Source organism: Microbacterium sp. AK009, from assembly GCF_013410955.1.
Taxonomy (GTDB): domain Bacteria; phylum Actinomycetota; class Actinomycetes; order Actinomycetales; family Microbacteriaceae; genus Microbacterium.
On record NZ_JACCCG010000005.1, the window covers coordinates 306260 to 320293 of the forward strand.

Annotated in this window: 15 protein-coding genes; 7 read left to right on the forward strand and 8 right to left on the reverse strand. The window is 71.0% G+C overall.

Annotated elements, in window-relative coordinates; all coding sequences use genetic code 11:
• Positions 1-29 precede the first annotated feature (29 nt).
• On the forward strand, positions 30-869 hold the full coding sequence (locus HDC37_RS12975) for a universal stress protein (RefSeq protein ID WP_179560798.1): 840 nt from the start codon (positions 30-32) through the stop codon (positions 867-869).
• A complete protein-coding gene (locus HDC37_RS12980; RefSeq protein WP_218869737.1) occupies positions 869-1342 on the forward strand; it encodes a hypothetical protein in 474 nt (157 codons plus the stop codon). The genes HDC37_RS12975 and HDC37_RS12980 overlap by 1 nt, the downstream gene beginning before the upstream one ends.
• A 2-nt stretch (positions 1343-1344) precedes the next feature.
• Here the strand turns inward: HDC37_RS12980 and HDC37_RS12985 are convergent, their stop codons facing one another.
• A complete protein-coding gene (locus tag HDC37_RS12985) occupies positions 1345-1992 on the reverse strand; it encodes a response regulator transcription factor (protein ID WP_179560800.1) in 648 nt (215 codons plus the stop codon).
• Between the two features lie 172 nt (positions 1993-2164).
• On the opposite strand from HDC37_RS12985, the gene HDC37_RS12990 reads away from it, so the two are divergent.
• Complete coding sequence (locus tag HDC37_RS12990) at positions 2165-2722, forward strand: pyridoxamine 5'-phosphate oxidase family protein (protein ID WP_179560801.1); 558 nt, start codon at positions 2165-2167, stop codon at positions 2720-2722.
• Here the strand turns inward: HDC37_RS12990 and HDC37_RS12995 are convergent.
• The 6 genes from HDC37_RS12995 to HDC37_RS13020 form a co-directional block, all read right to left on the reverse strand.
• Entirely contained in the window at positions 2714-3718 is a 1005-nt protein-coding gene (locus tag HDC37_RS12995; RefSeq protein ID WP_179560802.1) for an alpha/beta hydrolase, read from the reverse strand. The genes HDC37_RS12990 and HDC37_RS12995 overlap by 9 nt on opposite strands.
• Before the next feature lie 35 nt (positions 3719-3753).
• Positions 3754-3939, reverse strand: coding sequence for a hypothetical protein (locus tag HDC37_RS13000; RefSeq protein ID WP_179560803.1), 186 nt, complete (start codon positions 3937-3939; stop codon positions 3754-3756).
• A 64-nt stretch (positions 3940-4003) separates the two neighbouring features.
• Entirely contained in the window at positions 4004-5377 is a 1374-nt protein-coding gene (locus HDC37_RS13005; RefSeq protein ID WP_179560804.1) for an FAD-dependent oxidoreductase, read from the reverse strand.
• 52 nt (positions 5378-5429) lie between these two features.
• Positions 5430-6485 carry a polyprenyl synthetase family protein gene (locus tag HDC37_RS13010; protein WP_179560805.1) on the reverse strand — a complete coding sequence of 352 codons (1056 nt, stop codon included), beginning with the start codon at positions 6483-6485 and terminating at the stop codon, positions 5430-5432.
• Between the two features lie 38 nt (positions 6486-6523).
• Positions 6524-7261 (reverse strand): demethylmenaquinone methyltransferase, encoded by a 738-nt coding sequence (locus HDC37_RS13015; protein ID WP_308472211.1) that lies wholly within the window; start codon positions 7259-7261, stop codon positions 6524-6526.
• A 61-nt stretch (positions 7262-7322) separates the two neighbouring features.
• Positions 7323-7871, reverse strand: coding sequence for a DUF402 domain-containing protein (locus HDC37_RS13020; RefSeq protein WP_179560806.1), 549 nt, complete (start codon positions 7869-7871; stop codon positions 7323-7325).
• A 57-nt stretch (positions 7872-7928) separates the two neighbouring features.
• On the opposite strand from HDC37_RS13020, the gene HDC37_RS13025 reads away from it, so the two are divergent.
• Genes HDC37_RS13025 through HDC37_RS13040 form a run of 4 tightly spaced genes read left to right on the forward strand, consistent with a single transcriptional unit; the run spans position 7929 to position 11868 of the window.
• Positions 7929-9212 carry a chorismate-binding protein gene (locus HDC37_RS13025; RefSeq protein ID WP_308472212.1) on the forward strand — a complete coding sequence of 428 codons (1284 nt, stop codon included), beginning with the start codon at positions 7929-7931 and terminating at the stop codon, positions 9210-9212.
• On the forward strand, positions 9209-10465 hold the full coding sequence (locus tag HDC37_RS13030; protein ID WP_308472213.1) for an amidohydrolase family protein: 1257 nt from the start codon (positions 9209-9211) through the stop codon (positions 10463-10465). Before HDC37_RS13025 ends, HDC37_RS13030 begins: the two co-directional genes overlap by 4 nt.
• 30 nt (positions 10466-10495) lie before the next feature.
• On the forward strand, positions 10496-10858 hold the full coding sequence (locus HDC37_RS13035; protein ID WP_179560807.1) for a TIGR04076 family protein: 363 nt from the start codon (positions 10496-10498) through the stop codon (positions 10856-10858).
• On the forward strand, positions 10855-11868 hold the full coding sequence (locus HDC37_RS13040; protein ID WP_308472214.1) for an LLM class flavin-dependent oxidoreductase: 1014 nt from the start codon (positions 10855-10857) through the stop codon (positions 11866-11868). The genes HDC37_RS13035 and HDC37_RS13040 overlap by 4 nt, the downstream gene beginning before the upstream one ends.
• Before the next feature lie 23 nt (positions 11869-11891).
• Here the strand turns inward: HDC37_RS13040 and HDC37_RS13045 are convergent, their stop codons facing one another.
• Positions 11892-13562: a DUF885 domain-containing protein gene (locus tag HDC37_RS13045; protein ID WP_179560808.1), complete on the reverse strand. Its 1671-nt coding sequence runs from the start codon at positions 13560-13562 to the stop codon at positions 11892-11894.
• Between the last annotated feature and the right edge of the window lie 472 nt (positions 13563-14034).

Sequence of the window (14034 nt, forward strand, 5' to 3'; positions counted from 1 at the left end):
CCACCCCGTTGTCAGATCGAAGGTCGCAGATGGAATCGATCGTGCTCGCCTACGACGGCTCGCCCGCCTCCGTGGCCGCGCTGGCGTGGGTTGCGACGCGGGCCGCCCGTTCGGTCGTGGGCGTCGATGTCGTGACGGTGATCTCGCGCTTCACACAGGAACGCGGCGCCGCCCTGCGACACCTCGGTGACGCGGAGGCCTTCCTTCGCGAGCGCGTTCCCGGGATCGGGGTGCAGTTGCACCGGCTCGAGGGCGGCGTGGAGCCTGCCCTGACCCTCATGAGCAGCAACGCCGACATCGTCGTCCTCGGTATCACTCTCGGGCACCCGGTCCGGGCGGCTCTGTCGGGGGCGCTGCCACTCACCGTCAGTGCGCGCTCCCGGGCGCCGGTCGTGCTGGTGCCCGCCGACTGGTCCGACGGCGGCGACCCCGTCACGGTAGGCGTGAGCGCGGACGACAGCTCGGACGCCGCGGTCGCATTCGCAGCGGCGGAAGCGGACCTCACCAGCGTCTCCCTTCGGTTGGTCCATGCCTGGCAGATGCCGCCTCCCTCCTTCGCCGGTGGCGCGACCCCCACGCTGGACGCGGTCATGGCCGAGCATCGAGGCGTTCTGGATACGCGCATGCGCTGGGTGATCGCCCGGTATCCGAGCATGGGCCTCCGCAGCGACCTCGTGCGCGATCTCGCCGGCCCGACGCTGCTGCGTCACGCCTCCCACTCGTCGCTCCTGGTCATCGGAACTCATCATCGCGGCCTGCTGCAGGGGCGTCTGAGCAGTTCGGTGGCACAGGACCTGGTGTGGCGGGCGCCGTGTCCGATCGCGGTCGTGCCCGCGAAGACAGCTGATGATGAACGAGAGGAAGACTGATGCGCGCCATTCGACTCGCACTCATGACCGTGCAGGCATTCGTTGCGTTGACCGCAGCGATCGGCGGGGCTGCGCTGATCGTCGGCACGCTGCTGCCGTCCCTTGCGACGGTCCTCATGCCGCCGCTGGACTACCTGTCGGGCTCGCCGTTCTCGTCCTATCTCATTCCGGGGCTGGCCCTCATCCTGGTGGTGGGTGGGACCCACACGGCCGCACTGGTGCTCACCCTCGCCCGGTCACCATGGTCTGCGGCGACGAGCGCGCTGGCGGGCTTCGCGTGCCTCGCGTGGATCTTCGTGCAGATGATCTACATTCCCTTCAGCGTGCTCCAGCTGGTGTACGCGGCTCTCGGGGCAGCCGAACTCGCCCTCACCATGCTGACGATGGGCATCTGGGAACGGCGACGGGTGACGCACCGGTCGACGTTCGTCGCCGATTCGCGCCCGCAATCCGGACGCACGCATCGCGTGTGACCTCAGCTGTCGGCGCGCTCCTGGGTGTGATGCAGCTCCACGATCGCGGCCTGGGTGCGGCTGTCGACACCGAGCTTCCGAAGCAGCGACGAGACGTAGTTCTTCACCGTCTTCTCGGCGATCCCGAGGCGCTCGCCGATCTGGCGATTGGTCATCCCGTCGGCGATCAAGCGGAGGATCTGGCGCTCGCGCAGGCCGAGCGACCCCCATCGCGGGTCATCGCTGTCGGCCTGGCTCCGAAGCGCGTCGGCCGACCGCTGTCCCAGCGGGCTGTTGATCAGGCGCCGACCGGCAGCGATGGCGCGGATCGCCTCCACAAGCCCGGCTCCCCGGATGTCTTTCAGGACGTAACCGGCAGCACCGGCGAGCGTCGCGGCGTGCAGCGCCGCGTCGTCGTCGAATGCGGTGAGGATCAGACAGCGCACGTGCGGGAGACGTGACCCGATCTCACGGCACAGATCGATCCCGTTCCCGTCGGGAAGGTGGACATCGAGAACGGCGATGTCGGGAGACGTCGCCTCGATACGGCTGAGCGCATCTCGGACGGTTCCCGCTTCGCCGATGACCTCGATGTCGGAATGAGCCTCGAGGATGTCTGCCAGCCCACGGCGGAGGATCTCATGGTCGTCGACGAGGAAGACGCGGAGCACGCGGACTCCTTCCGGATGAGGTGCGGATCCACGACGCTGCGGGTCCGGCTTCGCGATACAGGCTACGGTCGGGCGAGGGCGCAGAGAAGACCTGGACGGGACCTTCGTACCTCCCCCGCGGGGCGACAGGGTTTCGGATGAGAATCAGAGCATAAGGAGTCCCATGGCCGAGATGTCACGTGCACGAGATCTGACCACCGCCGAATGCTGGTCGCTGCTGGAGGGCGAGAAGATCGGACGACTCGCGGTCACCCGCACCGACGGAACGCCGGACATCTTCCCCGTCAACTTCGTCGCGCATGAGGGGGCTGTCTACATCCGCAGTGCGCCCGATGCGAAGGTCGTCAGCCTGGATGCGCGGCCCGCCGCCGCCTTCGAGATCGACGGCCATGATGACGACGGAGCGTGGAGCGTCGTCGTCCGGGGCACTGCGGTCCGCACCGTCGACGACGTGGAGATCGACGCCAGCGGTATCCGGCGGATCGTGACGGCGAGTCCGCGGTACAAGCCCCATGTTCTCAAACTCGCGGCCCGGACCGTCACGGGTCGGCGGTTCACCGACCGTGCCCCCGAGCCCCCTGCCGGCGACGAACCCGGGATCTCCTTCCCCAGCAGCAGGCCGAGGTTCCATCGCCCCGAACCCATCCCCTCCCACCGCCCATGGTCGGAAGGGGTGTCACTCGGGCCGCGGGGAGAGAGCGCCGACGCAGGTGATGCGTCGTCAGCGTGACAGCATCGCAGTCGTCCAGCGACCCATCCGCTCGTAAGCTTCGGCGCGCGCCTCCGGGCGGGACAGGAACACATCGTGCAGCGCGCCGTCGATCCGCTCGATCGTCACCGACGACCCGAGCCGGAGCGCCGCGCGCGCGATGTCGTCGACCACCAGCACCGAATCGGCGCGGGTCAGCTCGTCATCCCACCGCGTCGGCGCGACGCTCCGTGCCGACAGCAGCACGCAGACCGGCGCCGAGATCCCGAGGCCCTTCGAGACTGCCGCGTGGCCTGCGACGATCGCCCGCATCCACCCGACGTGCACGGGCAAGCTGCGTTCCGGCCGCCATGCCGGATCCACCTGCACCGGATCATCGGGATCGGCCACCTCCGCCTGCGCCCGCGCGTAGAAGCCTCCGTCGACCTGCGGCCAGAGATCCAGCGGCCGACGGCGGGAATGGATGTCGAGCACCGGCGTGATGGCCTGTCGCACCGACGCACTCAGCTGGAATTCGAGCCACGGACTGTTCAGCACGATCGCCGCTGCCGCGTCGGGATGACGCGCAGCCCACAGGCTCGCCGTCAGGCCGCCGGTCGAATGACCGAACAGCACGAGCCGGCGCTCCCCCGTGCCATCCGCTCTCCGTCCCATCGCCGTCAGGGCCGCGGCGATGTCGGGGTCGTAGTCGGCGAGGTCGCCGATGTAGCCCGGTGTCTGACCGGCACGCAGGCTCCGGCCGTACTTGCGCAGATCCAGCGCGTAGAACCTCGCCCCGCGCTCGACCCAGAACCGGGCGAGACGCGTCTGGAAGAAGTAGTCCGACCAGCCGTGGAGGTAGAGCACGTCGACGTCGGCGAAGGGCTGCGGCCCTCCCGTGAAGAACGCCGCCAGCGAACGGCGGGGCAGCAGCCGCACCAGCGTCGCGACGACCGCGCCTTCGTCGTCATCGGGGAGCGGCAGCGTCAGCTGCTCGAACGGCTTCCCGAGGACATCCGGCACCCAGCCCTCGGTCACCCGGACGGCCTCATGGCGGGTCGCCGACCCGCGGCCTACCAGTTGCCGGGGTTGGAGTCGCGGTTCTCGTGTCGGCTGAGCGTCACCGGCAGCGCCACCGCCGCGCAGAAGACGAGCACGCCGGCGGCGAAGATCACCGCGCCGAAGTCGGGGTAGTTGAAGCTGACACCCATGATCCACATTCCGCCGACGAGCAAAACCATGTACAGCGCGATCAGCATGAGGTGACCTCCAGGTGAAGGGGAACTCCCCCAGCCTATCCGTGTCGCAGCCGGTGCCGCGCGACTACTCCCCGCGCGAGACGGCGATCATCTCGTCACGCGACACGACCTTGACCCGCGCACGGCCCTGCGGTGCGCCGAGGGCCACCTCATGCTCGTCGAGGCGGTGCCAGCCGTCGAGGTCGGTCCACGCGACGCCGCGCGATGCCAGCAGCGCGGGGATGGCCTCCTCCGATGGATCGGTCGGCTGCCACCAGGAACCCTGGTCGTTGATGATGTGACGGACGGTCTCCATCGCGTCGGACTTGGTGTGGCCGATGAGGCCCACCGGTCCGCGCTTGATCCATCCGGTCGCGTACACGCCGGGCACGCGCTCGTTGGAATCCTTGCGCAGCACCTGACCCTCGTGATTGGGGATGACCCCGTGGCGCTTGTCGAAGGGCACTCCCGGCAGCGGCGAGCCGAAGTACCCGACGGCGCGGTAGATCGCCTGCACGGCGACCTCGCGCATCTCGCCGGTGCCCACGACACCGCCCTCGCCGTCGGGGCGGGTCCGCTCGTACACGAACGCCGACACCCGGCCGTTCTGATCGGTCTTGACCTCGACCGGCTTCGCCCAGAAGTGCAGGTGCAGACGACGCGACGCCTCACCCCCGGCGTTGTTGACGCTCGGGCGCTTGCGCCACGCCTGCAGCACGCGGTCGATGACCATCACCTGCTTGTTGCTCGCGATGGCGGCCTTCGACGCTTCGTCGTACTCGAAATCCTCGTCGTAGACGACCATGTCGACATCGCGCAGCTCTCCGAGCTCGCGCAGCTCGAGCGGAGTGAACTTCACCTGCGCGGGGCCGCGACGGCCGAACACGTGCACGTCGGTCACCGGCGAGGCCTTCAGACCCTCGTAGACGTTGTCGGGAATCTCGGTGGGGAGCAGGTCCTCGGCGTGCTTGGCGAGCATGCGCGAGACGTCCAGCGCGACGTTGCCATTCCCGATCACGGCCACCGACTCCGCCTCCAGCGGCCAGGTGCGCGGCACGTCGGGGTGGCCGTCGAACCAGCTGACGAAGTCCGCCGCGCCGTACGACCCCTCGGCGTCGATCCCGGGAATCCGCAGGTCGGTGTCGCGCACCGCCCCGGTGGCGAAGATCACCGCGTGGTAGTGCTGCTTGAGATCGTCGAGGGTGATGTCTTCGCCGAAGCGGACATTGCCGAAGATGCGGATATCGCCGCGGTCGAGCACTTCGCGCAGCGCCGTGATGATGCCCTTGATGCGCGGGTGGTCGGGAGCCACGCCGTAGCGCACCAGTCCGTAGGGAGCGGGCAGCTGCTCGAACAGGTCGATGGAGACGTCGAAGCGACGCTCCGCCTTCAGCAGGATGTCGGCGGCGTAGATGCCGGCGGGTCCTGCACCGACGATGGCAAGCCTGAGCTTGGTCATGAAGTCCTTTCTGACGGATCCCGCGCCGCGGCGTTCCCGGAGACGGCGCCGATCAGCTCGCGCGATCGGCGACCGCGCGCGCGAAGCGCGTCAGCGCGTCGCGCACCGGCCCTTCGGGCAGCGGCTCCAGCGCATCGATCGCTTCAAGAGAGTACCTGTGCGCGAGCTCGCGCGTGGCCTCGGTGGTCTCGTGCTCGCGGAGCTCGGCGAGGGGACCGTCGAGGATCGCGGGGTCGGCGCCCTCGGCGATGCGCTCCACCCCCTCGTCGATCGTCTCGCGCAGCCGCACCGCGTCGGCGTCTCGCCGCTGACCGAGCAGCAGGAACGGCATCGTCGGCACGCCCGCGCGCAGGTCGGTTCCCGGTACCTTGCCGGTCTCACCGGGGTCGGGCGAGAGGTCGATCACGTCGTCGAGCAGCTGGAAGGCGACGCCCGCCTTCTCACCGAACACCACCATGGGGGCCTCGAACACGGGGTCGGCGTTGGAGAAGATCACCCCGGCCTGCGCGGCCGCGGCGATGAGCGACCCGGTTTTGTCCGAGAGCACCTGCAGATAGAACTCCACCGGGTCGTCGTCCTCGGTGGCGCCGACGGTCTCGTGCATCTGGCCGAGCACCAGACGCTCGAAGGTGTCGGCCTGGATGCGGATGGCGCGCTCCCCCAGCCGCGCCATGATCTGGCTGGCACGGGAGAAGAGCAGGTCGCCCGTGAGGATCGCGACGTTGTTGCCCCACACCGCGTGGGCGGCGGGCACACCGCGACGCTTGTCCGCGACATCCATCACGTCGTCGTGGTACAGCGAGCCGAGATGGGTCATCTCCAGCGCCGACGCGGCTTCGACGACCTCATCGGTGACCCCGTCACCCAGCTGCGAGGTGAGGAGCGCGAGAGTGGGACGCACGCGCTTGCCGCCGGCGTTGTACAGATAGCGGCTGGTGGCGTTGGCGAGCGCGTCGGTCACGCGCAGCTCGCTGCGCAGGTGTTCGTCGACGCGCGCGAGCCCGTCCTCGACCGCCGCGAGAAGGCGACGAGCCCCAGGCCCGGCGAAAACCCGCTCGGTCAAGCTCAGCTGACCGGTGATCGGCGAGCCGGGAGCGGAAGGAGTCACGCATCCAGCCTAGCGGCGCGACGATCAGCGGCGGTCGCTCAGGGCTTGCGGCCCCGGTGCAGGGCGACGATGCCCATCGACAGGTTGCGGAACGCGACATCCGTCCACCCCGCCCCGCGGATCCAGGCCGACAGCGTGCGCTGATCGGGCCAGTCGCGGATCGACTCGTTGAGATAGTCGTACGCCTCGGCGTTGGAGCTCACCGCCTTGGCCACCGTCGGGAGCACGCGGTCGTTGTAGAAGCGGTACAGCCGGTTGAAGGCGCCCGACGGCGGCTGCGAGAACTCGCAGATCACCAGGCGTCCGCCGGACTTCGTCACCCGCAGCAGCTCTCCGAGCGCCTTCTTCGGGTCGTTGACGTTGCGCAGACCGAACGACATCGTCACGGCATCGAATTCGGCGTCGGCGAAGGGCAGATCGGTCGCGTCCGCCTGCACGAACGACAGATTCCGGATGCCGCCGCCCGGCGCCGCCGCCCCGTAACGGCGCTCGCCTTCGGCGATCATCCCGGGAGAGAAATCGGCGGCGACCACCTGGGCCCCGCTCTTTGCGAGGGCGACGCTGGAGGCGCCTGTTCCCGCGGCGAGGTCGAGGATGCGCTCACCCGGCCGAGGCGAGACCGCGCGGGTCGTCGCCGCGCGCCACATCCGGTCGTTCCCGAGGCTCAGCACGGTGTTGGTGCGGTCGTAGCCGCGGGCCACCTGGTCGAACATGCCGCTGACGCGTCGCGGATCCTTGCCGAGGTCGGCGCGGTTGGGTTCGCGATCGGTCGTCACGGGTCGAGTCTAAGCGCGACGCGCCCGGCGCAGACCGGCGGACGCCGGTCATCCTCACTCCTCAGAGATGCAGGGCCTCCAGCCGCGCAAGCCAGCGCGCGGGCGTGGCCTCGTCGAACGGTGCGACGCCCGCCCGCACCTTCTGCTCGAGGTCGATCGCGAGCGACTCCAGCCGCGCGACGATGTCGAGGGGGTACCCGTAGGCGACCCGATGCTCCTCCCACTCGTCGCGGTCGTCGATGTAGATGCCGCGTTCGGTGTGCTTGACGACATCCAGATCCATGTCGACGCCGACCGGCGCACCGTCCTGCCAGCCGACATCCCACGCCAGGTCGATGTAGATCTGCGTCCGGTTCGGATCCGCGTTGCGGGTGTAGGCGTACTCCCCGCTCGGCGGCAGCAGCATCACACACGCCTGGCGCGTCACCATCTGCCGTCCGGGCCGCTCGCTGATCCACCCCGCGGGCTGGCCGACCCAGTCGCCCCACCGGTCGCTGCCGAGGTAGACGCAGTCGTGCTCCCAGTGCACCCCGCCGTTCCACTTGCGCCAGCGGAAGCGCACGCGCCGTCCGATCTCGGGCCGGGAGGCGGAGGACGAAGCGTCGGTCACCTCGTCAATATACGGTGTCGCCGTCCGGCCCCGGGCGCCCGGATCTAGAGTGGAGCCGTGATCTCCCCCCTCCCCCGGCTGGTGGTCGAGACCTCTCCGATCGACCCCGTCGAGGAGCTTCTCCCCTTCGCCGATGCCGCGTCACCGCTGTGCTGGATCCGCCGCGCCGAGGGCATCGCCGGATTCGGCGAGGCCCTGAGACTGGAGGAGCCGGGAGGCCGGCACTCCCCCGCCGGACCGCACAACGCGCGCATCGCCCGCCTCGCCGATGCGTGGCGCGAGGTGGCGGCCCAGGCGGAGGTCGACGATGCGGTCGGCGTTCCCGGGTCGGGCCTGGTGGCCTTCGGCGCGTTCAGCTTCACCGCCGCCTCGGCCGCGACGAGCGTCCTCATCGTCCCGCGCGTCATCGTCGGCCGCCGGAGCGGACGCGGGTGGATCACCACCATCCGCACGGCCGATGAGGCGGCGACCGAGCCCTCCCCGCGCCGTCTCGGGCCGTACTGGCCCGGCGCGGTGGGCCCCGGCCGGATGACGCATGAGGGCTACCAGTCGGCGGTCCGCGATGCGGTCGCCGCGATCGGCGCCGGAGAAGTCGGCAAGGTGGTGCTCGCCCGCGATCTCGTCGGCGCGGTGCCGTGCGATGCCGACCTCCGCCGCCTGGTGCGAGCCCTTGCGACCGACTACCCGGACTGCTGGACCTTCGCTGTCGACGGTCTCATCGGAGCGAGCCCCGAGACCCTGGTGACGGTGCACGACGGCACTGTCACCGCCCGCGTCCTCGCCGGCACACGCGCCCGAGGGGCCGACGCCGACGCCGACAACGCCGCATCGCTCACGCTCGCGACGAGCGCGAAAGACCTCGACGAGCACCGGTACGCCGCCCACAGCGTCCTGTCCTCCCTCCGCCCTCACACCAGCGCCCTCGCCGCGAGCGAGCAGCCGTTCACACTGAAGCTGCCGAACGTCTGGCACTTGGCCACCGACATCGAGGGCACTCTGGATGACGGGGCCTCATCGCTCGACCTCGTCGCGGCCCTCCACCCCACCGCGGCGGTGGCCGGCTCTCCCACCCAGGCCGCGCTCGCCGTCATCGATCGCCTCGAGCCCTTCGATCGGGGACGCTATGCCGGACCCGTCGGCTGGGTCGATCAGTCGGGGAACGGCGAGTGGGCGATCGCGCTGCGGTGCGCGCAGTTCGGTCTCGACGAGGTCGGCGGCCAGGGCGACGGGATCGCCGTCGTCGCCCACGCCGGGGCGGGGATCGTCGCCGGCAGCGACCCGGAAGCAGAGCTGCTGGAGACACGCGTGAAGTTCCGTCCGATCGTGGACGCCCTCGCGTGAGCGGTGCGGTCCCCTCGCTTCCCACCCGCGGCAACGCGGTGCTGGTGGGCCTGAACCTCATCGACGGCGTCGAGTCCCAGCCCCGCGACGGCGCGGCCCTCGTCATCGAGGACGGCAGGATCGCACGCGTCACGACCCCGGATGACGCGCTGAGCGGGGCAGAGCGGGTGATCGACCTCGACGGCGCCTTCGTCATGCCGGGCCTGATCAACATGCACACGCACTTCTCGCTGTCGCTCCCAGGCGCGGGCGGCGACGCGGTCAGCGGCCTCAGCCCGCACGAGCTCTCGCTGTACATGGCGGACGGCGCGCGCCGCACGCTGCTGTCGGGGGTGACCACGGTGCGCTGCGTCGCCGAGAAGGGCGGCGCCGACTTCGCGCTGCGCCGTGCGATCGCCGCGGGTCACGTGCCGGGTCCCCGCATCTTCACCGCAGGACGCGCGCTCTGCTGCACCGGCGGTCACGGGTTCGACAGCGACGACACCATCGAGTGCGACGGCGCCGACGCCTTCGCGCGCGGGGTCCGGTCGCAGGTCAAGGCCGGCGCCGACCTCATCAAGCTCATGATCTCGGGCGGCATCGCCGGCGAGCACGAGGAGATCACCACCCCCCAGCTCACCCGCGAGGAGATGGCCGCGGCGATCTCGACCGCCCACGCCTGGGGCCGCAAGGTGACGGCCCACGCCGGGCCCGCGGCGATCATCGCCGAAGCGGTTGCGCTGGGCCTGGACTGCGTCGAGCACGGATACGAGCTCACCCCCGAGGTGGCCCGCCTCATGGCCGAGCACGGCACCGCGCTCGTGCCGACGCTCGTGGTCACCCGCGCGAGCGCGTTCTTCGACGACCTCGGCGTGCCGGAATGGATGCAGCAGCGGTCCCTCGGCGCGGGGCCGCGCCACATGGCCTCCTACCGCCACGCGCTCGACGCCGGCGTCGAGGTGCTCCTGGGCAGCGACATGCCCCCGTTCTGGGACTTCGAGGGGACGAGCGCCGTCGTCCGCGAGCTCGAGCACATGCAGGCGGGCGGCCTCGCCGCGCCCGACGCCGTCCGCGCAGCGACCGCGGCCCCCGCCCGGTGGCTGGGCGCGGCGGGCCGGCTCGGCACCCTCACCCCGGGCGCGTGGGCCGACCTCGTCGTGACGCCTGGCGACCCGACCGCCGACGTCGGCGCACTCCGCGACCTCGATCTGGTCATGAAGGGCGGCGTCGTCGTCCGCGACGACCGCGGCCGCGTCCGCGGCGCCGCCGACTGACACGCGCGATCGCCTGACAGGATGAGGGCGATGTGTGCTGCGAACCCTCCCGAGCCCCCCTCCGACAGCGGCGGCGACGGCCCCACCTCGGACCTGTACGACCTCCGGGTCGTCGTCGAACGCATCGAGGGCCGGTCGGTCTGCGGCATGGCGGTGGGCGATCACATTGATCTCGTCGAGAGCAGCCGGCTGCGCCTGCCCGACGGCGGTCATTTCTGCCTCTACGCCCTCCAGGCGGTCCTTCCCCTCCTCCCGGCCAAGCAGCGGCAGCTTCCGGCGGGCGACTGGCTGGAGCGGGATGACCTCGTCGCCTGCCCCGACCCCGAGGAGCGTCTGATCATGCGGATCGAGCGCACGGGCATCCGCTCCATCCCGACCGACGAGCTCACGTGAGCGGCTCTGCCCGCCGGGTGCAGGTGAGCCTGGGCCTGCAGACCGACAAGCGCCTCGGCGATTACGGCGCGCTCGCGCGCCTGGCCGAGGACCTCGGCTTCGACGGCGTGAGCGTCTTCTCCGATCTGCTCTATCAGCCGCCGATCGCGGCGCTGCTGGAGATGGCGGGCGCCACCTCGCGCATCCGGCTCGGATGCGCGTGCTGGAACCCCTTCACCCTCCATCCCTACGAGATCGCCGGCCAGTTCGCGCTCGTCGACGATGCCTCCGGCGGCCGGGCGTATCTCGGCCTCGCGCGCGGTTCGTGGCTCGAGGCCGTCGGGCTCGAGCCCGAGCGGCCGATCACGGCGCTGCGCGATGCCGCCGGGTTCATCCAGGCGCTGCTCGGCGGTCGAGGCGAGGGGTACGACGGCCGGGTGTTCCGTCTGGAGCCAGAGGTGCGGCTGCGGTACCCGGTGGTCCGTGCGAAAGCCCCGGTGCTGATCGGCTCGTGGGGGCCCCGGGGCATGGCCCTGGCCGGAGAGATCGCCGACGAGATCAAGATCGGCGGTTCAGCGAACCCGGCGATGGTGCGAGTCGTGCGCGAGCGCCTCCGCCCCGGCACGCAGAAGGCGGGCCGTACCGAGGGCGACGTCGGGATCGTGCTCGGTGCGGTGACGGTCGTCGATCGGGACGGCGATGCCGCCCGCGCGCTCGCCCGCCGAGAGGTGGCGATGTACCTCGACGTGATCGCGGCTCTCGACCCGACCGTGGACCTTCCCGAGGGGCTGCTTCCCGGCATCCGCGAGCGCCTGGCCGACGGCGACGAGGAGGGGGCGGGGAAGCTCGTCCCTCGCGACGTGCTGGAGCTGTTCGCCTTCGCCGGCACCCCCGACGACATCGCCCGGCAGGCGCACCTCCTCATCGACGCCGGGGTGGATCGGATCGAGTTCGGCACCCCTCACGGACGGGTGCCGGCCGAGGGCATCGCACTTCTCGGCCGCGAGGTGCTGCCGCAGCTCGCCGACTGACCGACCGCGTCGGCGGCCGGCCCTCAGCCCAGCAGGCGTTCCCGGAGAGGGTCGAGACCCATCGGGCCGAGCGCCAGGGCATCGCGATGGAATCGGCGGAGCGAGAAGTCCGCGCCGTCGACGACCTCGCGTGCGTGACGGGCCTGCGTCCACAGGCGCGCGCCGACGCGGAACGCCAGCGCCTGGCCCGGCCAGCCGAGATAGCGGTCGACCTCGAATCCGGCGAGCGCCGGCTCGACCAGTGCGAGATCGACGAGGAGCTCGCGGCCGAGCTCGGGAGACCAGGGCTGCGCGGGCACCAGGACGCCGTCGGGAACCGGCCAGCCGGTGTGCAGGCCGATATCGGCGACGATGCGCACCGTCCGCCAGATCTGTCCGAGCACCAGTCCCAGGCGCTCGGCAGGATCGCGGATGAGACCGAGGTCGTCCGAGAGCTGCTCGGCGTAGTGGGCCCACCCCTCGGCGTACCCGTGGATGTGGCAGAGATGGCGCTGCCACGGGTGAAGACCGGGGTCGGAGGCGGTCACGACGAACTGCAGGTGATGGCCCGGAAGTCCCTCGTGGTGGACGCTGGTGACCTCCTGCCACGTGGCTGCGACGGGAACACCGCTCGGGATGGTCCAGACGATGCGACTCGGCGCAGACCCGTCGGGCGGCGCGGGGGTGTAGTAGACGACGCCGGTCGAGGCCTCCGAGACGACGCAGTCGACGCGGTGGATGTCCTCCGGCAGGTCGAAGGCGTCGGCGAGCGCGCCGGTGGTCTCGGCGACCCGGATGCGGAGCCAGTCGCGGATGGCCGCCACTCCGTCCAGCCGGTAGCGGGGGTCGGCATCCAGAAGGGCCGCGGCCGCCCGCACCGGGTCCTCACCGGTGCCGCCCAGCTCGGTCGCGAGCTCGCGCGACCGAGCGACCAGCCGCGCCAGCTCGCTCCAGCCCCAGGCGTAGGTCTCGCGCAGGTCGATGTCGGCGCCGAGCATCGCCGCGGCCATGCTCGGGTACACCTCGGCGCCGACGCCGTCGACCGTCGGGGCGACGGGGCGCAGCTCGTCTCGGAGGACCGCGACGAGCTCGGCGAGCGCGGCGTTCGTCGCGTCCGCAGCGTCGCGCAGGCGCTGCCGCGCAGCGGCGTCGACATCGTCGGCGACGGGGATCGCGCCGAACCAATCCGTCTCGACCCAACGCTCGACCTGCCCGGCCAGGGTGTCGAGCTGACGCACGGGTGCGACCCCGCCGCCGAGGAAGCGGTCGGTGTGATCGCGCGCCCAGCGAAGGCTCTCGATGTACCGGCGGGTCGCGAGGGGGGCGGCCTCGACGCGTCGGAGAAGAGCCTCTCCGTCGGCATCCGCGGTGAGGGTCAGCCCCTCGACGGCATGACGGACCAGGTGGATGGGGGTGGCGAGCCCCGCCACGAGGCGCGGCGTGAACCCCGTGTCGAACAGCAGCCGCTCGCGCTCCATCCGCTCCCGAAGAGCTGCGCGAAGCGCGGGGTCGCCGGCCTCGGGGGCGAGGGCGTCGAGCCTTGCGATCACCTCGCCCTGGAGCGCATAGCGCTCCTGCAGCCACGCCGGCGAGAGATCGGGAAGGTCGGGTCCGTCCTCGCGGCCGATCGCCTGCGCCGCATCGGGCTCGTGCTCGGCGAGTCGGGCGACGTAGTCGTCGGCGATCAGGTGGACCGGGTCGGGGCTGGCACGCACCGGTCCAGCCTACGGACGCGCAGTCGTCGGGAAGGGCCGCTGCCGTGTTCGCGGGCCCCGCGCTCAGCGTCCCGCGGTGTTGTCCGGCGCTTCGCGCCGCGCGCATGTCTCAGAACGCGCGCATGTCTCACAGGACGTCACCTGCCCGCTGTTTCGGCGCCGCTTCCGCGACATCCTCCAGGGCGATGTCGCAGAAGGTGTCGCGTCACCCCTCCCACGGTGCCAGTTCTGCGACATCCTCGACGCCCGTGTCGCGGAAGGTGTTCCCTCCCCCCTCCCTGGGCGCCGGTTCTGCGACATCCTCGACGCCCGTGTCGCAAAAGGTGGTGCCTCCCTCGGCGCCGCTCCCGCGACATTCTCCAGGGCGATGTCGCAGAAGGTGTCGCGTCACCCCTCCCACGGCGCCGGTTCTGCGACATCCTCGACGCCCGTGTCGCAGAACGTGTTACCTCCCCCCCTCGGCGCTGGTTCT